14 protein-coding genes are annotated in these 22,908 nt (G+C 65.2%); 8 read left to right on the top strand and 6 right to left on the bottom strand.

Translation table 11 applies throughout. From position 1 onward, the window contains the following. Window position 1 precedes the first annotated feature (1 nt). Together HW466_RS12865 and HW466_RS12860 are read left to right on the top strand one after the other, a co-directional pair. A complete protein-coding gene (locus tag HW466_RS12865) occupies window positions 2–6,310 on the top strand; it encodes an AAA domain-containing protein (RefSeq protein ID WP_151004114.1) in 6,309 nt (2,102 codons plus the stop codon). Continuing rightward, a complete protein-coding gene (locus tag HW466_RS12860) occupies window positions 6,307–7,653 on the top strand; it encodes a hypothetical protein (RefSeq protein ID WP_151004106.1) in 1,347 nt (448 codons plus the stop codon). Before HW466_RS12865 ends, HW466_RS12860 begins: the two co-directional genes overlap by 4 nt. Window positions 7,654–7,720: 67 nt before the next feature. Here the strand turns inward: HW466_RS12860 and HW466_RS12855 are convergent, their stop codons facing one another. From HW466_RS12855 to HW466_RS12845, 3 genes are all read right to left on the bottom strand, one after another. Further along, a complete protein-coding gene (locus HW466_RS12855) occupies window positions 7,721–8,524 on the bottom strand; it encodes a lysozyme inhibitor LprI family protein (RefSeq protein WP_230943640.1) in 804 nt (267 codons plus the stop codon). Window positions 8,525–8,805: 281 nt separating this feature from the next. After that, window positions 8,806–9,819, bottom strand: a complete 1,014-nt coding sequence (gene trpS / locus HW466_RS12850) for a tryptophan--tRNA ligase (RefSeq protein WP_151004108.1) — start codon at window positions 9,817–9,819, stop codon at window positions 8,806–8,808. 206 nt (window positions 9,820–10,025) lie between these two features. After that, window positions 10,026–10,181 carry a hypothetical protein gene (locus HW466_RS12845; RefSeq protein ID WP_170296649.1) on the bottom strand — a complete coding sequence of 52 codons (156 nt, stop codon included), beginning with the start codon at window positions 10,179–10,181 and terminating at the stop codon, window positions 10,026–10,028. Between the two features lie 62 nt (window positions 10,182–10,243). Between HW466_RS12845 and HW466_RS12840 the strand changes: the two genes are divergently transcribed. The 5 genes from HW466_RS12840 (at window position 10,244) to argE (ending at window position 14,636) form a co-directional block, all read left to right on the top strand. After that, window positions 10,244–10,729 (top strand): hypothetical protein, encoded by a 486-nt coding sequence (locus HW466_RS12840; protein ID WP_151004110.1) that lies wholly within the window; start codon window positions 10,244–10,246, stop codon window positions 10,727–10,729. A 142-nt stretch (window positions 10,730–10,871) separates the two neighbouring features. Beyond that, window positions 10,872–12,218, top strand: a complete 1,347-nt coding sequence (locus tag HW466_RS12835) for a flavin-containing monooxygenase (RefSeq protein WP_059979477.1) — start codon at window positions 10,872–10,874, stop codon at window positions 12,216–12,218. A gap of 138 nt (window positions 12,219–12,356) precedes the next feature. Continuing rightward, window positions 12,357–12,806 (top strand): RidA family protein, encoded by a 450-nt coding sequence (locus HW466_RS12830; RefSeq protein ID WP_059505214.1) that lies wholly within the window; start codon window positions 12,357–12,359, stop codon window positions 12,804–12,806. Further along, window positions 12,803–13,480, top strand: coding sequence for a DUF1028 domain-containing protein (locus HW466_RS12825; protein WP_059768931.1), 678 nt, complete (start codon window positions 12,803–12,805; stop codon window positions 13,478–13,480). The genes HW466_RS12830 and HW466_RS12825 overlap by 4 nt, the downstream gene beginning before the upstream one ends. Next, the gene (gene argE, locus HW466_RS12820; protein WP_151005192.1) at window positions 13,473–14,636 is read left to right on the top strand and encodes an acetylornithine deacetylase; all 1,164 of its coding nucleotides are present in this window, start codon (window positions 13,473–13,475) and stop codon (window positions 14,634–14,636) included. Before HW466_RS12825 ends, argE begins: the two co-directional genes overlap by 8 nt. A 66-nt stretch (window positions 14,637–14,702) precedes the next feature. On the opposite strand, the gene HW466_RS12815 is transcribed toward argE, so the two are convergent. Next, on the bottom strand, window positions 14,703–15,626 hold the full coding sequence (locus HW466_RS12815; protein ID WP_059505387.1) for a LysR substrate-binding domain-containing protein: 924 nt from the start codon (window positions 15,624–15,626) through the stop codon (window positions 14,703–14,705). A gap of 389 nt (window positions 15,627–16,015) precedes the next feature. Here HW466_RS12815 and HW466_RS12810 point away from each other — a divergent pair, with 389 nt between their 5' ends. Further along, complete coding sequence (locus HW466_RS12810; RefSeq protein WP_059542220.1) at window positions 16,016–17,437, top strand: purine-cytosine permease family protein; 1,422 nt, start codon at window positions 16,016–16,018, stop codon at window positions 17,435–17,437. A 102-nt stretch (window positions 17,438–17,539) separates the two neighbouring features. Here the strand turns inward: HW466_RS12810 and HW466_RS12805 are convergent, their stop codons facing one another. Continuing rightward, window positions 17,540–19,819: an FdhF/YdeP family oxidoreductase gene (locus HW466_RS12805; RefSeq protein ID WP_060021758.1), complete on the bottom strand. Its 2,280-nt coding sequence runs from the start codon at window positions 19,817–19,819 to the stop codon at window positions 17,540–17,542. Between the two features lie 123 nt (window positions 19,820–19,942). Continuing rightward, the gene (locus HW466_RS12800) at window positions 19,943–22,774 is read right to left on the bottom strand and encodes an ATP-dependent Clp protease ATP-binding subunit (protein WP_151005186.1); all 2,832 of its coding nucleotides are present in this window, start codon (window positions 22,772–22,774) and stop codon (window positions 19,943–19,945) included. Window positions 22,775–22,908 lie beyond the last annotated feature (134 nt).

The raw sequence follows: 22,908 nt of genomic DNA, 5'->3' as shown, positions 1-22,908 counted from the left end.
CATGATGCGTTTTTGTCCGAATTGCCAGACCGAGCGGTCGGTTGATGAGTGGTTTTGTGCCGGCACGGTCGGCAGCGCTCCTTGCAACTGGGATTTGTCGAGTGTACCGATCCGAGCCGCCGGTTGGCGTCCCCAGGATGTGGTCACGGCCGAGGCCCTCAGCCAGGAGGCGGCAGCGGTTGCGTCCCGTGCCGCTGCACGAACGTCATTCGCATGCATGAACGGCCATCCGATGAACGACGGCGACCTGATGTGCCTCGAATGTGGCGCGGATCCAGCCTTGCACTCGGGCCCGCGGGCGCTGGATACCGCACACCCGGATCCGGACGGCGGCACGACGGAGGACACGACGCCGAGCGAAGAAACGCGGATCGATGGCTGGCGATTATTGCACCAGATTTCCAGTACGGACGGTGTGCGTGAACGCTACGCGGCGCAGCAGGACGAAACGGGTCGACAGGCGGTTCTGACGCTGTACCGGCCCGGGGCGGAGCCGGATCCGGCCGTCTACGACGTCATTCGCCGGTTGCCGCGCGAGCATGTGCCGGAAATCATTGCGACCGGGCGCTGGGATCAACGCGCGTATGAAGTGGCCGAAGAATTGAGCGGTGGGACGCTGGCGGATCTGGGCATCGCGGTGCGCGATGTTGCAACGATCCGGCGCGTGGTCGACGAGCTCGGGCGGATCCTGCACGCATTTTCGGAAGTAGGGCTGCGGCATCGCGATCTGCGGCCTGGAACGCTGCTTGTGCGCAGCCGTGAACCACTGGATCTGGTCATCAGCGGCTTCGGTTCGGCACGGTTGTCCGAGTTCGACCTCGACATCGTTTCGCCGCTCGAAACGACGCGCTACATGGCGCCGGAGGCTATCGCCGGCGGTGTTGCCGCAGCGTCCGACTGGTGGAGCCTCGGCATGATCCTGCTGGAGCAGCTTACCGATGGCCGCTGCTTCGAGGACATCAATCCGCGTGCCTTTCTGATTCATGTGCTGGCCAATGGCGTCGCGCTGCCGGACGACCTGGAGCCGTCACTTCATTTGCTGCTGCGTGGCTTGTTGGCGCGTGACCGGCATCAACGCTGGCAGTGGCCCCAGGTCAAAGCCTGGCTGGACGGCAACCCGGTAGAGGCGCCGTCGGCGATGACGGTCGACTCCGATGGCGGCGAAGGTGCGAGCATCGCGTTGGCGGGGCGGCAATATCGCAGGCCGGCTGTCTTCGCACTGGCCGCGGCGGAGCGCGAGAATTGGGAGGCGGCACGCGATCACCTGAATCGCGGCGTCATCATCACGTGGGCCGAACAGGCAGGAGTCGGCGCGAAGACGCTCGCCGGCCTGCGACAGGTGGTCCAACTCGACGGCGTCGATGACGATTGTCGCTTGATGATCGCGCTCAAGCTGTTGAATGCCGAAATGCCGCTTATTCTGCGTGGCGATATCGTCACGCCCGGCTGGCTGTTGCAAAACCCGCTGGAGGGCTACGACCTGATAACCGGGCCTGTACCCGCGTTCCTGGAACGGATCGGGGCGGAAAGCTGGCTGTCGCGCTTGCGTTCGCGAGCCGGGGAAGTGCGGCACCGGGCAGACCAGCTTGGCATCGAACTCAACGAGGACATGCTCCGTATCGCGCTGCTTTCCACGTCGCGCGCGCTGTTGGCGGCGCAGTGGGAAGAGCGGCGTTTGTTGCTGCCGGACTCGAGTCACCACGGTTTGTTGTCGCTATCGGAGCGCCGCGTCCATAGCGAGGAAGATCTCATTGTCCTGTTGAGCGCGGCGATTTCCCAGTTCCGATCGGTTGACGAGATTCTCGAGCAGGCGGCAGCCATCGCGGAACGAGAACAGATTCTGATATTCGATCGCCAGGCGGCCCGCGCCGCCCTGGCGCTGCCGCGCGCCGAGCTGTTCCGGGCCGTCGACGATCGGATCGCCGGATTCGCGCGGACCGGTAACCCGACGATCGACGACTGGGCGGAGCAGTTCCGGCTGGAGCGTCGCCTGCCGCTGCATGAGGTTGTCGTGCTGTTGTCCGTCCCCGCGGAACAGTGGCTCGAGCCGCAGAAGCAGCAGTACGTGTCGCAGATTCTCGATTTCTTCGAGAAAAAAGTGGCCACCACGGTGTTGCGTGGTCCGCTGGTCAGGATGACCATCGGGAAGACGACGGGGAGAGTCGATCTTCACGAACTGAATGGCGAGCGGTTCGCCAGCGCCGCGCTGCTTGACCATCTACTCCAGCGCAACGTCCAGACGGTGTCGGTGGACCCGGCCGTGTTTGGCGCTGGCGGGACGATCGAAGGCAGGTTGCACGCGCTGTACCGGCAGACTTCGCTGTATAAGCGGGACACTGGCATCGACGGCCTCTATCTGGGTTTCCCGTTCCTGCTTTACAAGGATCATCGCAGCACCACGCGCCCTCGCATCGCGCCCATCCTGTTGTGGCCGGTCAGGCTGTTGATGGAACTTGGCACGCGCGGGCAGGTTGCAATGGCCTTCGACGGCGAGCGTGAAGAGGTTCGCCTGAATCCGGCGCTCGAGGGCCTGCTGGGGCGCGACGCCGTGAAGGCATGGCGCGTCGCGGCCGACGAGGTGCTCGGGCGCTCGGCGCTGAAGGCCGCCGACGTCGTCGACGCGTTCGGCTTGCTGGCCGATGTGGACAGTCGAAAGCTTGGTGCGCTGCCGCCGCCGACCCTCGATGTGTCGGTCGGCGCAATGCGCATCGCCTGTGCCGGTGTGCTGTTTCACGTCGATTTCGCCGGTCAGGCCATTGGCGAGGATCTTCGTCAACTCAAGCAGCTCTCGCCGTCCGGTACCGCGCTCGAGTCGATGCTCAGGCTCAAGGACAAATCGGCGTACGACGGATCGGACGCGACCCCGGCCGAACTCGACCGATTCCTGACCGTTGCGAGCGATCCTTCGCAGGAAACGGCCATTCTGCAGGCGCGCCGCGGGCCCGGATTGCTGGTTGAAGGGCCGCCCGGTACCGGAAAGAGCCAGACGATCGTCAACATGGTTGCCGACGCGATCGGACGGGGCCGGAGCCTGCTGATTGTTTGCCAGAAGCATGCTGCGCTGGAAGTCGTTCGCAAGCGCCTCGTCGCGGAAGGGCTGGGTGATCGTATCGTGATGGTCAATGACGTCAACAAGGATCGGGAGCCGACGATCCGGGCAGTCCGCGAGCAACTGGATGCGATTTTTCGCGGTACCGCGTCCGATCGCGGCTCGATGCGCCAGCGTGAACGCATGGCCGCACGCATCGAAGCGCTCGAGGGTGAACTGGATCGTCATCACGAGGCGCTTCATCGCGTAGACGAATCGACCGGCCTCAGCTATCGGGCACTGCTCGGGGAATTGATTCAGCTCGAGGCGGGCACCGCACCCGTCGACATGCCGCGATTGCGTACGAGGCTCGGCACACTCGATATTGCCGCACTGACAACGCTGGAGGAGCACTGCGCACCGCTGGCACGCTACTGGCTGCCGTCCAGGTTCGAAGGCAGCGCACTGGCGCAGTTGAAGTCATTCGCGACCGACGCCGCCACAATCGCAGCATTCAATACGACCTTCGGGAATTTCCGTGACGCGGAGCGCGTGCGGATCGAAACGCTTGCCGCGCATCCCGCGCGATTCGATGTCGACGATCCGGCCCCGTATCGAGCTTGGCTCGATGCAAACGCCAGTCGTCTGGTCGCGCTGGACGATACGCAACGTAAACGGTTGGCGCAGTGGTTGCCGTTGTTTCGACCGGCTGATCAAGCAGACGCGGAAGGTCACCGGTACCACCAGGCGCTTGGAGACCTGCATCGCGATCTGTTGGCGATCGGAAGCGGTGACTTCGATGCCGTCCTGTCGGAGGCTGTTGCGCGTCTGCCCGATCGCGAACTCGGCAAACTCGAGACTCAGGCGGCGTTGGCGACTCGCGCCCCGTCTTTGTTGAGCAGACTGAATCCCGCGACTTATTTGCGGCGCGGTCGCTTGATGAAGTTCGTCTCCAGTTGCGGCGCGCCCGGGACGGACGAGACGCTGCGCAAGCTGCTGGGGGCGGCGCGGCTGGAAAAGGTTTGGCGTCCACTCCGGGACACGTTGAATACGATCGGCAGGGCATTGCATCTCGAGGTGGTCGAACCCACCTGCGGACCCGCACTCGTCGAGATCTGTCATGCGCGATTGCGTCAACTCGAGGAAATCCGCGAGCTCGCGCAACATCTTGCGATTGCCCCGCGCGGTGACGAGTTCGACTCGGCCGTGATGTCCGGAGACCGCGCGCCGGTCGAACAGTTGCTCGATGGTTTCGAGACCGCATTCGTACGCCACAATGCGCGTTCGCATAGTCTTCAGGCACTGATGCCGCTCGAGGAATGGTTTTCGGACGAACTGCTGGCTGCCTGTCGGCAGGCGATTGCCGACAACGTCAGTTATCAGGCGCCGTTGAACCGAATCGGCGATGCCTTGCCGACATTGGTGGCCTATCAGCAGTTCCGCACCCGGGCACGACATGTCACTGCCGAGGCGCTCGACGTGTTTGCCATCATGCGTGATCACGAGGACGCGTTGACGCGTGTGTTGCCCGAACACCTTGACGAAACGGTGCGACGCTCGATCAACCGTGAGGCACGACTCGGATGGAAGCGCCGCATGGAGCACGACACGCCCGAGTTACTGCTCGATCAGAGTGAAACCGCCGCGAAAATCGAGGCACTCGCGGCTGCCGACGAGGAAATGCGTCGCTTGAATCGAGAATTGCTGCGCAATGGCATCGATCGGGGCAAGCTCGGCTCCGTGCGCGATTGGGAAGACGTAACGCGCCTGACTGGCCGACGCTCGCGGCGCCTGCGCGAATTCATCGAGCTGGGGACCGGGCTCGGGTTGATGGCGCTGCGACCGATTTGGCTGATGAATCCCGATGTTGCGAGTCGCGTGCTGCCGCTGAAATCGGGGCTATTCGATTCCGTCGTCTACGACGAGGCATCTCAGATGCCCGTCGAGTTCGCCATTCCGACGCTGTTCCGGGGCAACGTGTCCATCGTGAGCGGCGATGAGAAGCAAATGCCGCCGACGGCATTCTTTTCCAGTCGAGCCGATAGCGACGAGACGGAAATATTCGATGGCGAGCTACCAGACGAAGCAGCGACGGACGACGAGCGCGAGCGTTTCGAAGACACCTGGAATCGGCGCGAGATCAAGGACTGCCCTGACCTGCTGCAACTTGCGCGCAGCGCGCTGCCTGTCTCGACGCTGCAAATCCACTATCGCTCGGCCTATCGCGAATTGATCGGCTATTCGAACGCCGCGTTCTATGAGAACAATCTCAGTGTGCCGGTCCGCCATCCGGATGCGACGGTGCGCCAGGCCAAGCCGCTCGAACTCATCCAGGTGAATGGACTTTACGAACAGCAGACCAACAGCGACGAGGCGGACCGCGTAGTGGCCTATCTGGCGCAACTATGGCAACAGCCGTACGCACTGCGGCCGTCCGTGGGGGTGGTCACGTTCAACCGTAAGCAGGCCGACCTGATCCAGGAGCGACTGGAACAACGAGCGGAAGACGACGATGCATTTCGAGAGCACTATCGTGAAGAGCTGGAACGGACCGATCGCGGTGAGGACATGGCGGTATTCGTCAAGAACGTCGAGAATGTTCAGGGCGACGAACGAGACATCATCGTCTTTTCCACGACTTTTGGACGGAATGGTCAGGGAACCTTCCGGCGCCTGTTTGGCGTGCTCGGCCAGAGCGGTGGCGAGCGACGCCTGAATGTGGCCGTTACGCGTGCTCGGCACAAGGTCGTGCTGATCACGTCGATGCCTATTCGCGAGATTTCCGACATGCTGAGCACGCAACGCAAGCCGGCGATTCCGCGCGATTATCTTCAGGGCTATATGGAATATGCACGTGCGATGTCAAACGGCGAACTGTCCGCCGGCCGCGCATTGCTTGGTCGAATGAGCAGTGAGCGGGCGCATGCGAAGTTGGGGCAGGCCGCCGCGATCGACGGATTCGCCGAGGATGTTCTTGCCTATCTGCATGGGCTTGGGCTGTCACCTGTCCCTGCTCAGGAGGGGGATGCGTTCGGGCTCGATTTCGCAATCGCAGACCCGAGAACCGGCCTGTATTCGATCGGCATCGAGTGCGATGCACCGCGCCATCCCTTGCTCGAGCACGCGCGGGCCCGGGAAATCTGGCGCCCGTCAGTTCTGGGGCGAGCCATTCCGAAACTGCACCGGGTTTCGTCGCAGGCGTGGTACCACGAACCGGAAGCAGAGAAGGCGCGCTTGAAAGCCGCGGTGGAGCTTGCCTTGAGCCAGGAGGTGGTGGCATGAGCGGACCAAAGGTCGTCCGAATCGTGACGCGCGAGGAGATCGTCGCGATCTGCGAAGGACATTTGCAGCGCCTCGACCAGACCATTGCCATGTGGGTTGCAGAGGGCACACATATCGGCATGTTGTCGGACGAAGAGATCGCGGCGACCCGTGCACGCCGCGCCGCGCTGGCGGCATTGATTGCGGCTGACGCATTCATGGATTTACAGAAGAAGGTGCCCGACGAGATCGCTTTCCTGAAGGCGGATCTCGCTCGACGTCAACTGGAGGCGGTGGGTCGGGCTGAACAGGCGGCGAAACGGCGCAGGCAGGGCCGGCACGGCGCCATGACGTTGCTTGCCGCGCTCGATGGGAAAGGCATCGAGATTCCGATCGAGCTTCGTAGTCAACTTGATCGTTTGCGTTCGGGTGCTGTGCTCGAGCATGCCGATGTGTTGCTGGCGCAAGGGTATGCGCTGCTGACACCGAATGTGGAGCGTACGCTTGACGAAGCGCAACGGACACTGGCGAATCGCCTGATGCCGGCCGAAACTTCGGCCGACTTGCAGGCGTGGAAAGCGGCGCAGTCGACTGCGTCTCGCGATCCGGCGCTTGACCGTCTCGATCGGCAGATCGGGGAAGCGCGAGTGTTCCTGGAGGCGCGGGAAGTCGCTGGTTTCTCGTCGAGGCTGGACGGGCTCGATGACGAGACGAACGACGCGCGGCGAAATCTGTTGCTCGACAGCCTGATCCTAGATCTGTCGAATGCGATCGAGACGGCTCGCGCACGTCGGGCGGCCATCACGGTACTGAAGGAATTGACGGCCGAGATGAGTGCGTACGACACGGCGGCGACAGTGGCGTTCGTCGATCGCGCTCGGCAGTGCGACACCACGACGTTGCCGGATGTCGTCGCCGAATTGACCCGAACCGGTCAGGACTTGATCGCGCAGATGCGACAGGAACGAGCAGCGATGGCTCGGCGCAACGCGATCCTGGGCGGCCTGGCGCGATTGGGCTACGACGTGCACGAGGGCATGACGACCGCGTGGGCGAAGGACGGTCGCGTCGTCGTCAAGAAGCCGTCGCTACCGGGTTATGGTGTCGAAGTCGGCGGTCAGGCCCAAGCGGGTCGTCTGCAGGTTCGGGCGGTGTCTCTCGTCGCCAGTCGCGACGTCGCCCGCGACAAGGACGTCGAGACGCTTTGGTGCGGCGACTTCGATCGACTGCAAGCGCTGCTTGCGCAACATGGCGACGATCTGCTGATCGAACGTGCGATGGGGGTCGGCGAGGTGCCGCTCAAGGTCGTTGCCGAGACGGACGACATGTCGGGCACGGAAGCGGGCCAGCGGACCATGGGGTGAGCGGCGGCAGGCGACGGCACGCCAGACGTCCGGGTATCGCGCGCGATTCGTTCGCGCACGCGCAAAGCTAGTTTCCTTCCACGGAAAGCGGGGGCCGGGAGCCGAGCGAGCCGACGAACTGGCCAATCCGCTCACCGTACGCGCGGCGTAGACAGTCGAGATCCTTGCCGCATTGATGTCGTGCGGTGATCCAGTCCGATTCGGATTGCCGCAGGGCTTCCTTGTCGGAGATGTTTTGCAGTGCGGTTGAATACAGCTGAGCCAGCCTTCTGTCCATCGCTGCCAGACCAGGGTCGTGGCAGATGGCCTGTTCGTCGTCGTAGGTGGCTTGCAAACAATCGAAGCTGGTAACGAAAGTTCGCGTCGGGACGACGCGATTGGCAAAGGCGTCGGAAGTGTCGTTGGGATGGGCGGATATTTCGGATGATGTGCCTGTTGGGCCTGACATATCGGGTATCGATCGAGGTGACGCGTGGATTCCGGCGGGCGGCGAGTCTTCGTGCTCGGGTTGAGTGATATTCGCAGGTGTTATGCCCCGTTCGTTTCCGGCCTTGGCGCTTGTTTCAGTCTGCGGCTGCAGCGAACGAATCGGCGCGCTTCCTGGATCCAGGATGCGATTGGCCGTCAGGCCGACCAGAAACAGCCCGATGCCGCTCAACAGGATTTTGCAGGAAAGGCCGAAATTCCTGAGATCCGGTTCGTTATTTTTGTATCCGGTCTTGAACCGTCGGTCGACCTTGCGTGTGTCGATAAAGCCGCCGATGCCGATCAGTGATGCGAGCACGCCTATTCCGATCAGACTGTTCCCTAGCATTGCCATATGTTTCCCCGCGGTGGATCGTTCAATGTCGTTGTTATTCGATGTGGTCATCAGAATTCGAACCGAGCGTAACACTTGAGCAGATCGCTCGCCGGCGGATGTTGAAACGCGCAACGGGATTTGCCGGTGCGCGTCCGGCCAAGATGGATGCGAAATCTCCAGGGCGCGGCCCTTCCACTCTGACGCCGGAGGAGTGGCATCCTGGCTTCCCCTTGGAAAGACCGTGACGGACTGTTGCAGACTAAGATCAGGGTTGTCGACTATTTTCTCCGGGCACGATGCTGCGGTCATTGAAGTCCGGTGAAGACGGCCGTGCCGTGCGATGCGACGGCTCACTCGAAATACGTCAGACCCATCGCGCCTTTCACCTCGGCCAGCGTCGCCCCCGCCACCTCTCGCGCATGCATCGTGCCGCGCTTGAGGATCGCCATCACCTCCGCCTTGTCCGCCTCGAATTCGCGACGACGCGCACGAATCGGCTCGATCAGCGCCTGCAGCCGCTCGTTCAGCATGCGCTTCACGACGCTGTCGCCGAGGCCGCCACGGCGATAGTGCGCCTTCAGTTCGTCGACCTTCTGCACGTCGGGTTCGAACGCGTCGAGGAACGTGAACACGACGTTGCCTTCGACCTGGCCGGGATCGCTCACGCGCAGGTGGTTCGGATCGGTGTACATGTTCTTGACGGCCTGCGCGATCTCGTCGGGCGTCGAGCCGAGCGTGATCGCGTTGCCGAGCGACTTGCTCATCTTCGCCTTGCCGTCGATGCCGGGCAGCCGCGTGACCGCCGACAGCACGGCCTCGCATTCGACCAGCACCGGCTTGTCGACCGTCGCGTTGAAGCGGCGCACGAGTTCGTTGGTCTGTTCGATCATCGGCAACTGATCGTCGCCGACCGGCACGTGCGTCGCCTTGAACGCGGTGATGTCGGCCGCCTGGCTCACGGGATAGGTCAGGAAGCCGGCCGGGATGTCGCGTTCGAAGCCGCGCAGGCGGATCTCTTCCTTGATGGTCGGATTGCGCTCGAGGCGCGCGACCGTCACGAGGTTGAGCAGGTATTGCGACAGCTCGGCCAACTCGGGCACTTGCGACTGGACGACGATCGTCGAGATGGCCGGATCGATGCCGACGGCCAGGTAGTCGAGCGCGACTTCGATCACGTTTTCGGTGACACGCTGGCGGCGGCCCATGTTGTCGGTCAGCGCCTGCGTGTCGGCGAGCAGCAGGAACTGCGTTGCCTCGTGCTGCATCTGCACGCGCGCGCGCAGCGAGCCGATGTAATGGCCGAGATGGAGCGGGCCGGTCGTGCGGTCGCCGGTGAGGATGGTCGGTCGGGTCGGGTGCGTCATGGTGTGGATGGGCTCCGGGTTATCGAAGCCGCCAGCCATGACGTGAGCGCAGAAACGACAATGCCGCCATGGCTGGCGGCATCACGTTCGGGACATGCAAACAGAAACGGGCCGCCTGGGTCAGGCGCGCCACCAGTGGTGCAGGATCGGCGAGGCAGGTTGGGTTTGCATGGCGCGAGTATAGCGCAGCGGCGTCGAGCCGTGCGTCAGCGCACGACCGATTCCAGCGCAAGGCGCGCGACTTCGGCTGACGGCCATAGCAGGTACAGCAGGGCGGCCATCAGCAGCAGCGCGCAGACGCGCATCACCGGCGTGCGGTCGATCTCGCTCAGGGTGCGAATGTGCTGCTTCAGTTTCTTCATGATTGCAGGCGCAATGTGCGCCACTTCAACGGTTGCTGCAACGGGGCCGGGTGGGCGCCGGGATGCTGCTGGATTCAGCGAGAGGCGGCTGGGCCGGGATCCGGCGCAGCCTGCGATTCACGCAGAAGGATCGAAAAAGGGAACGATCGATCGGCCTGAGCACGCATCGCGCAGGCCTAGGCGACGCGTATCGTATCAGTTCGACTGCGCGCACATGGTCAAGAATTGTCCGGGGAACACTCGAGCGGCCAGCCCAAGCATTTGCAGGCGCGTTCCCCGATCAGCGCCAAATCGGCGCGACGACGGCGGCAGTCGGGCTGTGGACGAAGGCCGCCGAGCGCGAACATTGGAACGCGATGTTCGATCCGGTGAATGCGTGCGCTCAAGGCGAAGCCGTCGCTCGTGCTTCCGAGCATGCGGTTCAGGTTGCCGAAGGGCGGATGAAACCCGGCATTCCGACGCCCTGCGATCCGACGGGGAAGTATTACGTCAGCGGCGAGTGGCGAGTCGCCCGCGTCCGGCGAGGCGCTGTATGCCCGGACCGCTAGCCACCCCCGCCCCCAGCATTTTTCTCGTCAACAACCACAAAAAACATCATTTCGCCCACGCTGACCTGTAAGCAGAATGTCTCCATTCCTCCTCGCGCGACGACACCCGCATCGCAGCGAGCCGCACTTCAAGGAGACAGCCGTGGCAGTGGAAACAACCTCAATCGATACGCTGGTCGTCGGGGCCGGTCAGGCCGGCGTGGCCATGAGCGAGCACCTGGGCAAGCTGGGCGTGCCGCATCTCGTGCTGGAGCGCGACCGCATCGCCGAGCGCTGGCGCACCGGGCGCTGGGATTCGCTGGTCGCGAACGGCCCCGCGTGGCACGACCGTTTTCCGGGGCTCGAATTCGACGGCCTCGATCCCGATGCGTTCGCATCGAAGGACCAGGTCGCCGACTACTTCGAAGCCTATGCGCGCAAGTTCAACGCGCCGATCCGCACCGGCGTCGAAGTGAAGAACGTCGTGCGCAACACGGGCAAGCCGGGCTTCATCGTCGACACTTCGGACGGCACGATCGAGGCAACTCGCGTGGTCGTCGCAACGGGCCCGTTCCAGCGCCCGGTCATCCCGCCGATCGCGCCGGACGACGCCGGCCTCGTGCAAATCCACTCGGCCGATTATCGCAACCCCGCGCAATTGCCGGACGGTGCGGTGCTGGTGGTCGGCGCCGGTTCGTCGGGCGTGCAGATCGCCGACGAACTGCAGCGCGCGGGCCGGCAGGTCTACCTGTCGGTCGGCCCGCATGACCGTCCGCCGCGCGCGTATCGGGGCCGCGACTTCTGCTGGTGGCTCGGCGTGCTCGGCGAATGGGACAAGGAAGTCGCGACGCCCGGACGCGAACACGTGACGATCGCGGTGAGCGGTGCGCGCGGCGGTCATACGGTCGATTTCCGCGCACTCGCGCACCAGGGCGTGACGCTCGTCGGGTTGACGAAGTCGTTCGACGGGGGCGTCGCCGTGTTCGAACCCGATCTCGCCGTCAATCTCGCACGCGGCGACGAGAACTACCTCTCTCTGCTCGACGCGGCCGACGCGTATGCGATCCGCAACGGCCTCGACCTGCCCGAAGAACCCGAAGCGCGCCGCATCCTGCCGGATCCCGATTGCGTCACGCGGCCGATCCTCACGCTCGACCTGGCCGCCGCAGGCGTCACGTCGATCGTCTGGGCGACGGGCTATGCGGTCGACTACGGCTGGCTGAACGTCGACGCGTTCGGCGCGAACGGCAAGCCGCAGCATCAACGCGGCGTGTCGAAGGAGCCGGGCATCTATTTCCTCGGCCTGCCGTGGCTGTCGCGACGCGGCTCCAGCTTTATCTGGGGTGTGTGGCACGACGCGAAACACATCGCCGACCACATCGTCACGCAGCGCAAGTACCTCGACTATCACGACGCGTCGCAGCGCCGCCTTCAAGCGCGCACATGGCACGGCGACGCATCGCGCACGGAGCCGGCGGATGCCCGTCCGCTCGTCGATGCGATCGACTGACGCGCGTTCGCGTCACGATCCGCGCCACGCGCGAAACCGGGACGCGATGATCCGGCTACCCCGCTACAACCTGAACTCGCCCGCGCCGCGACTGCTCGCGGCGCGGCCGGCGAACACACCGACGATCGAAGGACCTCGATGAGCCAGCCTACCCATACCCGTATCCGCATGTTCAACACGAAGGATACCTACCCGAACCAGACGCTCGACAACGACCTGTGTCAGGCCGTGCGCGCCGGCAATACCGTCTATGTGCGCGGCCAGGTCGGCACCGATTTCGACGGCAACCTGATCGGCCTCGGCGATCCGCGTGCGCAGGCCGAGCAGGCGATGAAGAACGTGAAGCAGCTGCTGGAGGAAGCCGGCAGCGACATCACGCACATCGTGAAGACGACGACCTACCTGATCGACCCGCGCTATCGCGAGCCCGTGTACCAGGAAGTCGGCAAGTGGCTGAAAGGCGTCTATCCGATTTCGACCGGGCTCGTCGTCTCGGCGCTCGGCCAGCCGCAGTGGCTGATGGAAATCGACGTGATCGCGGTGATCCCGGACAACTGGCAGCCGAATCGCGCACCGGAGGCGAGATGACTTTCTCCATCGTCGGACGCTGCCCGGAAACGGGACAGCTCGGGATCGCGATCAGCTCGTCGAGCATCGCGGTGGGCGCGCGCTGCCCGTGGGTGCGCGCGGGCGTCGGCGCGGTCGCGACGCAGAACGTCACGCTGCCGGCGCTCGGTCCGCAGATCCTCGATCTGATCGAGCACCGGCAGCTCGCGCCGGCCGCCGCGCTCGACCGAGCGCTTAGCGCGAATGGCTGGAGCCAGTACCGGCAGGTCACGGTGATCGACGGGCAGGGGCAGACCGCGTGCTTCACCGGCAAGGAAGCGCTCGGCACGCACCATGCGGTGCAGGGCGAGCAATGCGTGGCGGCCGGCAACCTGCTGGCCGCGCCGGGCGTGATCGACGCGATGGTACGTGCGTTCGAGCAGGCGCCCGGGCTGCTGGCCGACCGGCTGCTCGCCGCGATGCACGCGGCGATCGCGGCGGGCGGCGAGGCCGGGCCGGTGCATTCGGCCGCGCTGCAGGTGGCGGGCGACGTGACCTGGCCGATCGTCGACCTGCGCGTCGACTGGGCAGACGCCGATCCGATCGGGCAACTGGATGCGCTGTGGCACGCGTATCGCCCGCAGATGCAGGATTACCAGACACGTGCGCTGAACCCGACCGCCGCGCCGAGCTACGGAGTGCCGGGCGATGAGTGACATGTCGAGCCGCGCATTGCTCGAACGGTTGATCGGTTTCGCGACGGTCAGCCGCGATTCGAATCTCGCGATGATCGAATTCATCCGCGATTACCTCGACGGACACGGCGTCGCGAGCGAGCTGTTCTACAACGCGGAGCGCACGAAGGCGAGCCTGTACGCGACGATCGGGCCGCGCGATCGCGGCGGCATCGCGCTGTCGGGCCATACCGACGTGGTGCCGGTCGACGGTCAGGCATGGACGGTCGAGCCGTTCCGGATGACCGAGCGCGACGGCCGGCTGTACGGGCGCGGCACGGCCGACATGAAGGGCTTCATCGCGTCGGTGCTCGCGGCCGTGCCGGCGTTCGTCGCGCGGCCGTTGAGCGTGCCGGTGCATCTCGTGCTTTCGTATGACGAGGAAGTCGGCTGTCTCGGCGTGCGGCCGATGCTCGATGCGCTGGCCGCCCGCGAGCATCGCCCGCGCCTGTGCCTGATCGGCGAGCCGACCGACTTGAAGCCGGTGCTCGGGCACAAGGGCAAGCTCGCGATGCGCTGTCACGTGAAGGGGGCCGCGTGTCACTCGGCGTACGCGCCGCTGGGCGTCAACGCGATCGACTACGCGGCGAAGCTGATCGGCCGGCTCGGCGAGATCGGCGCGGCGCTCGCGCGGCCCGAGCATCACGACAGCCGCTTCGATCCGCCGTTCTCGACCGTGCAGGCCGGGCTGATCAAGGGCGGCCGCGCGCTGAACATCGTGCCGGCCGAATGCGAATTCGATTTCGAGGTGCGGGCGCTGCCGGCATTCGACGCGCACGACGTACCGAGAAAGCTGCAGGATTATGCGGAATCCGAACTGCTGCCGAAGATGCGGGCGGTGCAGCCCGATACCGATATCCGTCTGCACCCGCTCGGCGCGTATCCGGGGCTCGCGACGCCGCCGGACAGTGAAGCCGCGCGACTGCTCGCGATGCTGAGTGGCTCCGACGCATTCGGTACGGTCGCGTTCGGCACCGAGGGCGGGCTGTTCGGGCAGGCCGGTATTCCGACCGTCGTGTGCGGCCCGGGCAGCATGGACCAGGGGCACAAGCCCGACGAGTTCGTCACGCTCGACCAGCTGCACGGGTGCGACGCGATGCTGGGCCGTCTTGCGACTTACCTCGCTTCGGCGGGTTGATCCTGATCCGGCCGCGGGGACGCAAACCGCACGCGGCCGCTTTGCGGCGCGTGCGCAGCGGCGTGGTTATCGCGCCGATTCCGCGACGATCTGCGCAAGCCGCTCGCGGCAGAACTCGACGAACGACTGCGCCTGCTTCGTGAGCTGCCCGCGCTTGAGCCGTGCGCTCACCAGCCCGGACGGACTCACCGTTTCGCTCAGGGCGATCGTCACGACGCGCCGGCCGTCGTACGTGTATTCGGAGTGCGGCCGCGTGACGAGCAGCGAGAAGCCGAACCCCTGACCGACCATCCCGCGCACCATCTCGATCGAAGGCGAAGCGAACACGATGTTCGGCGTGAGCCCGAGCTCGTGAAACAGGCTGACGAAGTAGGTGCGGCTCGGCAGCACGTCGAGCAGGATCATCGGCTCGACGCTGAGATCGCGCAGCGATACGTGCGACTGGTCCGCGAACCGGTGGTTCTCCGGCAGCAGCACGTACGGCTGTTGCGCCGGCATCAGCGGCTCGGTTTCGATCGTGCCGTCGAGATCGTGGTCGTACAGGAACGCAAGATCGAAGGTGCCGGCCGTCAGGCCCTGCACGAGTTCCTGCTGGTCGCCGTCGCGCAGTCGGATGTTGACACCCGGAAAGCGCTCCCGAAAGCCCGCGATCAACTGCGGCAGATAGAGCGGCGCGACGGTCTCGAAACAGCCGATGTCGATCTGCCCGGTGATGACGTCGTTGTCGGCGAGCGCATTCTGTTCGAACTCGTGCGCGATGCGCAGCAGTTCCTGCGCCTTCCGGTAAAAACGCGTGCCGGAAGGCGTCAGCGACACGCCCTGCGCATGATGACGGATGAACAGCTTCACGCCGAAGCTTTCCTCGAGCCCCTTGATCGCGCTGGAGATCGACGGCTGCGCGATGAAGAGCTGGCGCGACGCCTCGGCGACGCTGCCCGATTCCACGGTCGTCACGAAATATTTCAGTTGCCGCAAAGTGTAGTGAGCCACGAGCACCTCTGATACCGGGCCCCGGGCGCATGCCGGCCCGGGGCGCGTTCTGTCCATTGTTTCGCGTAGCACCTTACCGGAAGAAGTGCCGCGCAGAAATTGCCGCTGCAGAGCTTTTTCGTATGTCTCGGAAATATTTTTAGTATTTTCCGGTCGCCGCATGCGTGGCGCACCATCGTCTCCAATCCGGATCGCGACAAAAGCGCGCATGCGCCGGCGGGAAAGCATCCGTCCCCGCACGCGTCGTGTGTCTGCGTGTCGGTCGACGACGTCGCGCGCATGCACGGCGAACTCGCCAGCGCATCCGGACCCGATTGCAGGCGCGCGCCCCGTCGCGCGCCGGCTGAAACGGCACGCGCGCATCGGCGCGCACGACAGGAGACTTCGCCATGACGACCGCGGACCGCAACGCGTCCCCCATGATAGAGAAACACACGATCGGCTACGTGCCGCCCGCAGAACGCCACGGCAAGGTGCGCGACCTGTTCACGCTCTGGTTCGGCGGCAACATCGCGCCGCTGCCGATCGTGACCGGCGCGCTCGGCGTGCAGCTCTTTCACCTGAACCTGATGTGGGCGATCGTCGCGATCGTGGTCGGCCAGGCGGTCGGCGGCGTGCTGATGGCGCTGCATTCGGCGCAGGGACCGCAGATGGGCATCCCGCAGATGATCCAGAGCCGTGCGCAGTTCGGCTCGTGGGGCGCGCTGCTGGTCACGGTGATCGCGGCGGTGATGTACGTCGGCTTCTTCGCGTCGAACATCGTGCTGGCCGGCAAGTCGGTGCACGGCATCGCGTCGTCGGTGCCGGTGCCCGTCGGCATCGTGATCGGCGCGGTGGGTTCCGGGCTGATCGGGATCGTCGGCTACCGGTTCATCCACATCCTGAACCGGATCGGTACCTGGGTGCTCGGCGCCGGCATTGTCGTCGGCTTCTGGATGATCCTGTCGCATGTGAACACGGCCGATTTCCTCACGCGCGGCGGCTTCGACTTCGCCGGGTGGCTTGCGACGGTGTCGCTGTCCGCGTTGTGGCAGATCGCGTTCGCGCCCTACGTGTCGGACTATTCGCGCTACCTGCCGGAGGACGTCGGCGTCGCGTCGACGTTCTGGGCGACCTATCTCGGCTGCACGGTCGGCTCGACGCTCGCGTTCATCTTCGGCGCGGTCGCGGTGCTCGCGGTACCGGCCGGCGCGGACACGATGGATGCGGTCAAGCAGGCGACCGGCCCGCTCGGCCCGCTGATGCTGGTGCTGTTCCTGCTGAGCGTGATCAGCCACAACGCGCTGAACCTGTACGGCGCGGTGCTGGCGGTCATCACGTCGGTGCAGACCTTCGCGTACAAATGGATTCCGACCGCGAAGACGCGCGCGGTGGTGTCGGTGGTGATCTTCGTTGCATGCTGCTACGCGGCGATCGGCGCGTCGACGAACTTCGTCGGCAATCTCGTCGATCTCGTGCTCGCGCTGCTCGTCGTGCTGGTGCCGTGGACGGCGATCAACCTGATCGACTTCTACGTGATCCACAAGGGCAAGTACGACATCCAGTCGATCTTCATGGCGGACGGCGGCGTGTACGGTCGCTTCAATCCGCAGGCGCTGCTCGCGTATGCGATCGGGATCGTCGTGCAGATTCCGTTCATGAACACGCCGATGTATGCGGGCCCGATTCCCGCCCATCTCGGCGGCGCCGACCTGTCGTGGCTCGTCGGGCTGCTGCTGACGTCGCCGCTGTACTACTGGCTCGCGACGCGCGACAGCGCGTACCGGCGCCGGCAGACGGATGCCGGGCTGCCGTCGTCGGCGGCGCGGTAAGCGGATCAACCGGCGCGATGAAAGTGCGGCCGGGAAAAGGGGAAGCAGGGAGGCGGGCAGGTTCGCAGCATCCCGTCAGTCGCGAACCTGCCCGCCTGCGCATCATGCGAGCGCCGAACGCGCGACCCGCACCGGCACCGACTTGTACGACGGCGTGCCGCTTTCCTTGTCGATGTAGTCGAGCGGCACGAGCACGTTCGCTTCCGGGTAATACGCGCCGACCGAACCCGGCGCGATGTCGTACTCGATCGCGGTGATCTTCTCGAGCCGCAGCGTGCGGCCGGAGGCGGTGATCGTCTCGATGTCGACGAGGTCGCCGTGTTCGAGCCCGTACTTCGCGAGGTCGGCGGCGTTCATGAACAGCACGTCGCGCCGGCCGAACACGCCGCGATAGCGGTCGTCGAGCCCGTAGATCGTCGTGTTGTACTGGTCGTGGCTGCGCAGCGTGATCAGCCTCAGCACGCGCTCGGCGCCGAGCACGTCGGCGTCTTCCTTCACGCCCTTGTACACCGAGAACATCGCCTTGCCGGTCGGCGTGGGCCATACGCGCTCGGTGGGCGGCAACGGCAAGCGGAACCCGCCCGGTGTGCGAATGCGCTCGTTGAAGGCCTCGAAGCCGGGCACCGTGCGATCGATCAGGTCGCGGATGCGGTCGTAGTCGGCGATCAGGTCGAGCCATGCAACCTTGCTGTCCGGCAGCGTCGCATGCGCGATCCCCGCGACGATCGCGGGCTCCGAGCGCAACTGGTCGGACGCCGGCTTGAGCTTGCCGGCCGACGCATGGACCATCGACATCGAATCCTCGACGGTGATCGACTGGCGCCCGCTCGCCTGCATGTCGAGCTCGGTGCGGCCGAGCACGGGCAGGATGTAGGTTTCCTTCGCGACCAGCAGATGCGAGCGGTTCAGCTTCGTGCCGAGATGCACGGCGAGATCGAGCTTCGCCATCGCGGGAAACGACAGCTCGGGATCGGGCAGCGCGACGGCGAAGTTGCCGCCGAGGCACAGCAGCGCCTTCGCCTGGCCGTCGATCATCGCCTGCATGGCCTGCACCGCATCGTGCCCGTGATGCGCGGGCGGCTTGAAGCCGCATACGTCCTCGATCCGCTGCAGGAACTCGGCCGAAGGCTTTTCGGTGATGCCGACCGTGCGGTTGCCCTGCACGTTGGAGTGGCCGCGCAGCGGGCATATGCCCGCGCCGGGCTTGCCGAAGTTGCCGCGCATCAGCAGCAGGTCGGCGATCAGGCGCACGGTCGCGGTGCCCTTGTTGTGCTGCGTGACGCCCATCCCGTACGTGACGATCGTCGCGTTCGACTTCGCATAGGCGAGGGCGACCTGCTCGAGCTGTTCCTGGCTCAGGCCGCTCGCGCGTTCGATGTCGTCCCACGACGTCGCTTCGAGATCGGCCGAGAACGCATCGAAGCCCTGGGTGTGCTGCGCGATGAAGTCGCGGTCGAGCACGTTGCCTTGTTCGGCTTCGAGCTTCAGCAGCGCCTTCATGATGCCCTTCAGCGCGGCCGCGTCGCCGCCGGCGTCGACCTGGTAGTACGTCGACGCGATGCGCGTCGAGCCGAACGACGCCATCTCGATCATGTCCTGAGGATCCGCGAAGCGTTCGAGCGCGCGCTCGCGCAGCGGATTGAACACGATGATCGGCACGTTGCGGCGCGAGCACTCGTGCAGCGTGCCCATCATTCGCGGGTGGTTCGTACCGGGGTTGTGACCGATCGAGATGATCAGCTCGCAGTGGTCGAAATCCTCCAGCGACACCGTGCCCTTGCCGATCCCGATCGACTGCGGCAGCCCGACGCTCGTCGGCTCGTGGCACATGTTCGAGCAGTCGGGGAAGTTGTTGGTGCCGAGCTCGCGCGCGAAGAGCTGATACAGGAACGCGGCTTCGTTCGACGCGCGGCCCGACGTATAGAACTCGACCTGCTCGGGCGGCAGCGCGCGCAGCACCTCGCCGATGCGCGCGAATGCGTCGTCCCATTCGACCGCGCGGAACGTGTCGGTCGCGCGATCGTAGACGAGCGGGTGCGTGAGCCGGCCCATGTTCTCCAGCTCGTAGTCGGACATGCGCAGCAACGACGACACCGTGTTCGCCGCGAAGAATTCGGGCGTCACGCGCTTGGTCGTCGCTTCCCACGTGACGGCCTTCGCGCCGTTCTCGCAGAACTGGAACGTCGACTTGTGCTCCTTGTCGGGCCATGCGCAGCCGGGACAGTCGAAACCGTCGGGCTGGTTGGTCCGCATCAGCACGATCGGCGCCTCGATGGTTTCCATCTGCGTGCGCACGGCCTCGGCTGTCGCGCGAAGCGCGCCCCAACCGCCGGCGGGCCCGTCGTACTTCCTGATGCCTGGCACTTCGCGTCGATTTGTCATGTGAATCTCCATGAGCCGGGCCCGCTGCGGGGTGGCTCGGGTTGCGCCGCGTCGCGGCGTGCGGCGGCTCCGTCCGGCGGACGGAGCCGGTCGTGCGGGCCCGTGCATCCGGGCCCGTCGGGATCAGTGCGCGTCCTTCTTCGTAACGGACGATTTCTTGCCTGATGCTTTCGCGGCCGGTGGCGGCGTATCGGCCTTCGCTTCGGTATCCTTGGCTTCGGATGCTGCGTTCGCGGCCTTGCCGTTCGGTCTGGCCTTGCCGTCGGCGTTCTGCTTCGTATCCGACGATTCGGGCGGCGCCAGCTTGGTGAACTTCACTTCGTCGCCGGCCTTGTCGTAGTCGACCGCGACGCGATCGCCGGACTGCAGCTTGTCCGCGAGGATTTCCTTCGCGAGCTTCGTCTCGATCATCTGCCGCACCTGGCGTTTCAGTTCGCGTGCGCCGAACTCCGGCTGGTACCCGGCTTCGGTCAGGTGCTCGACGACAGACTCGCCCATCACGAGCATGATGTCCTGCGCGGCGGCGGTGCGTACCACGCGGTCGAGCTGGATCTGCACGATCGCGCGGATGTTCTCCTTCGACAACGCGTGGAAGACGATCACCTCGTCGATCCGGTTCAGGAACTCGGGCCGGAAATGCCCCTTCAGCACCTGCATCAACTGCTCGCGGATCGCCTTGTCGGTCTTGCGCGCGGCTTCCGGCTGCGTGAGGTTGTCCATGATGATCGCGGCGCCGAGGTTGCTGGTCGCGATGATGATCGTGTTGCTGAAGTCGACCACGCGGCCCTTGCCGTCGGTCAGGCGGCCATCGTCGAACACCTGCAGCAGCACGTTGTAGACGTCCGGATGCGCCTTCTCGATCTCGTCGAGCAGGATCACGCTGTATGGGCGGCGCCGCACGCGCTCGGTGAGCTGGCCGCCTTCGTCGTAGCCGACGTAGCCGGGCGGCGCGCCGATCAGCCGCGCGACCGCGTGCCGCTCCATGTACTCGGACATGTCGATGCGGATGATCGCCTGTTCGTCGCCGAACACGGTCTCGGCCAGCGCCTTCGCGAGCTCGGTCTTGCCGACGCCGGTCGGCCCGAGGAACAGGAACGTCGCGATCGGGCGGTGCGTCTGGCCGAGTCCGGCGCGCGAGAGCCGCACCGCGTCGCTGACGGCGACCACGGCGTCGTTCTGGCCGACCACGCGCTCGCGCAATTGCTCTTCCATCTTCAGCAGCTTCTGGCGCTCTTCCTGCGTGAGCTCGGATACCGGAATGCCGGTCAGCCGCGACACGACTTCGGCGACCGATTCGACGGTCACTTCGAGCGTTTCGGAGCCGGTCTTGCGCTGCCACGCTTCCATCCTTTCGTCGAGCGACTTCTGCTTCTCGCTGATCTGCTCCTCGAACTGCTTCGCTTCGTCGAAGCGCTTGCGCGATGTCGCGTAGTCCTGTTCGCGCTTCAGTTGGGCAATCTGTGCCTCGCCTTCCTGGATGTCGACGGGGCGCGACGTCGCGCCGATCCGCACGCGCGCGGCGGCCTGGTCTATCAGGTCGATCGCCTTGTCGGGGAGGAAGCGCGCCGTGATGTAGCGGTCGGCGAATTCCGCGGCTGCCACGAACGCGTCGTCGGCGAACGTGACCTGGTGGTGCGCCTCGAGGCTGTCGCGCAGCCCGCGCAGGATCACGATCGTCTGCTCGACGCTCGGCTCCGGCACGAACACCGGCTGGAAGCGCCGTTCGAGCGCCGCGTCCTTCTCGATGTGCTTCTGGTATTCGTTCAGCGTGGTCGCGCCGATCAGGCTCAGCTCGCCGCGCGCGAGCGCCGGCTTCAGCACGTTCGCGATGTCGAGCCCGCCTTCGCCGCCGCCCTGGCCCGCGCCGACGATCGTATGCAGCTCGTCGATGAACAGGATCAGTTCGTCATGCTTCGCAGTCACTTCGTCGATCAGCTGCTTCGCCCGCTCCTCGAATTCGCCGCGATACTTGGCACCGGCCACCATCGAGTTGATGTTCACTTCGACGAGCCGCTTGCCGCGCAGCACTTCCGGCACGTCGCCGTTTACGATCCGCTGCGCGAGGCCTTCGACGATCGCGGTCTTGCCGACGCCGGGTTCGCCGATCAGCACCGGGTTGTTCTTCTTGCGGCGCGCGAGCACCTCGATCGTGCTCTCGATTTCCTGCGCGCGGCCGAGCACCGGGTCGAGCTTGCCCTGGCGTGCGATTGCTGTCAGGTCGCGGCCGAACTTGTCGAGATTCGGCGTGCCGGTCGGCGCGTCGACGCGGCCGTCTTCCGCGCCCTTGCCGACGACCTTCACGACTTTCTGGCGCATCGCTTCGGGCGTCACGCCGTATTTCTTCAGCAGCGTGCCGGCGATGCTGTCGGGCACCGACGCGAGACCGATCAGCAGGTGCTCGGGGCCGATGTACGAGTGGCCGAGATCGCGCGACGCCTGGAATGCGTACTGCACGGCCTTCTTCACGCGCGGCGAGATCGTGAGCTTGTCGAGCGACGCATCGGCGGAGGCGGTGCCGGTGTGCGCATGTTCGTCGATATACGACCGGATGTCCTGCGGCGACAGCTTCAGTTCCTTCAGCAACGCGGCGCACACGTCGGTGTCCGCGAGCGCGTAGAGCAGGTGTTCGGTGTCGAGTTCGCTACGACGCAGCTCGTGAGCCTTCTCCGCCGCGCGCTGCAGCAGTTCGAGCGTTTGCTCGCTGAACGCGTCGGTCGGGTCGACCGATTCGCGCGGAATCTCGGCCGCAAGCGACGGCTCGTGGCCGGACTCGCCGAACAGCGACGACGCGCCGCCGCCCAGCAGCGAGTCGAACGGATTCAGCATGCTCTGATGCCGCATCAGCTGACGGAAGTGGTAGTCGCAGATCGAGATCGTCCTGCGCTCGCCGTCCTGCATCACGGTGGCGCGCGCGACGGCCGGCCGGGCGTGACAGATATCGCAAAGTGCGGGCATGGTGGTCTGGCTCCTGGCAATGAACGTGAATCGAAACGGAAGTCCCGATGCGCGACGGCGTCGGGTTTTGCCTGCCACACGACGCGACCGGCGGCGCGCGTGCCGCGCCGGCGCCTTCGCGCAGCCGCGTCGGC

Source organism: Burkholderia territorii, from assembly GCF_902833055.1.
GTDB lineage: Bacteria > Pseudomonadota > Gammaproteobacteria > Burkholderiales > Burkholderiaceae > Burkholderia > Burkholderia territorii.
Note: the sequence above shows the minus strand (reverse complement) of the source record. Positions and strands in the feature narration are given on the sequence as shown.

What these genes read in the sequence shown, in the direction of transcription:
- HW466_RS12865 (WP_151004114.1), top strand. Translation starts at nt 2, where the DNA reads ATGATGCGTTTTTGTCCGAATTGCCAGACCGAGCGGTCGGTTGATGAG.
- HW466_RS12860 (WP_151004106.1), top strand. Translation starts at nt 6,307, where the DNA reads ATGAGCGGACCAAAGGTCGTCCGAATCGTGACGCGCGAGGAGATCGTC.
- HW466_RS12855 (WP_230943640.1), bottom strand. Translation starts at nt 8,524, where the DNA reads ATGACCACATCGAATAACAACGACATTGAACGATCCACCGCGGGGAAA.
- trpS (WP_151004108.1), bottom strand. Translation starts at nt 9,819, where the DNA reads ATGACGCACCCGACCCGACCGACCATCCTCACCGGCGACCGCACGACC.
- HW466_RS12845 (WP_170296649.1), bottom strand. Translation starts at nt 10,181, where the DNA reads ATGAAGAAACTGAAGCAGCACATTCGCACCCTGAGCGAGATCGACCGC.
- HW466_RS12840 (WP_151004110.1), top strand. Translation starts at nt 10,244, where the DNA reads ATGCTGCTGGATTCAGCGAGAGGCGGCTGGGCCGGGATCCGGCGCAGC.
- HW466_RS12830 (WP_059505214.1), top strand. Translation starts at nt 12,357, where the DNA reads ATGAGCCAGCCTACCCATACCCGTATCCGCATGTTCAACACGAAGGAT.
- HW466_RS12825 (WP_059768931.1), top strand. Translation starts at nt 12,803, where the DNA reads ATGACTTTCTCCATCGTCGGACGCTGCCCGGAAACGGGACAGCTCGGG.
- argE (WP_151005192.1), top strand. Translation starts at nt 13,473, where the DNA reads ATGAGTGACATGTCGAGCCGCGCATTGCTCGAACGGTTGATCGGTTTC.
- HW466_RS12810 (WP_059542220.1), top strand. Translation starts at nt 16,016, where the DNA reads ATGACGACCGCGGACCGCAACGCGTCCCCCATGATAGAGAAACACACG.
- HW466_RS12805 (WP_060021758.1), bottom strand. Translation starts at nt 19,819, where the DNA reads ATGACAAATCGACGCGAAGTGCCAGGCATCAGGAAGTACGACGGGCCC.
- HW466_RS12800 (WP_151005186.1), bottom strand. Translation starts at nt 22,774, where the DNA reads ATGCCCGCACTTTGCGATATCTGTCACGCCCGGCCGGCCGTCGCGCGC.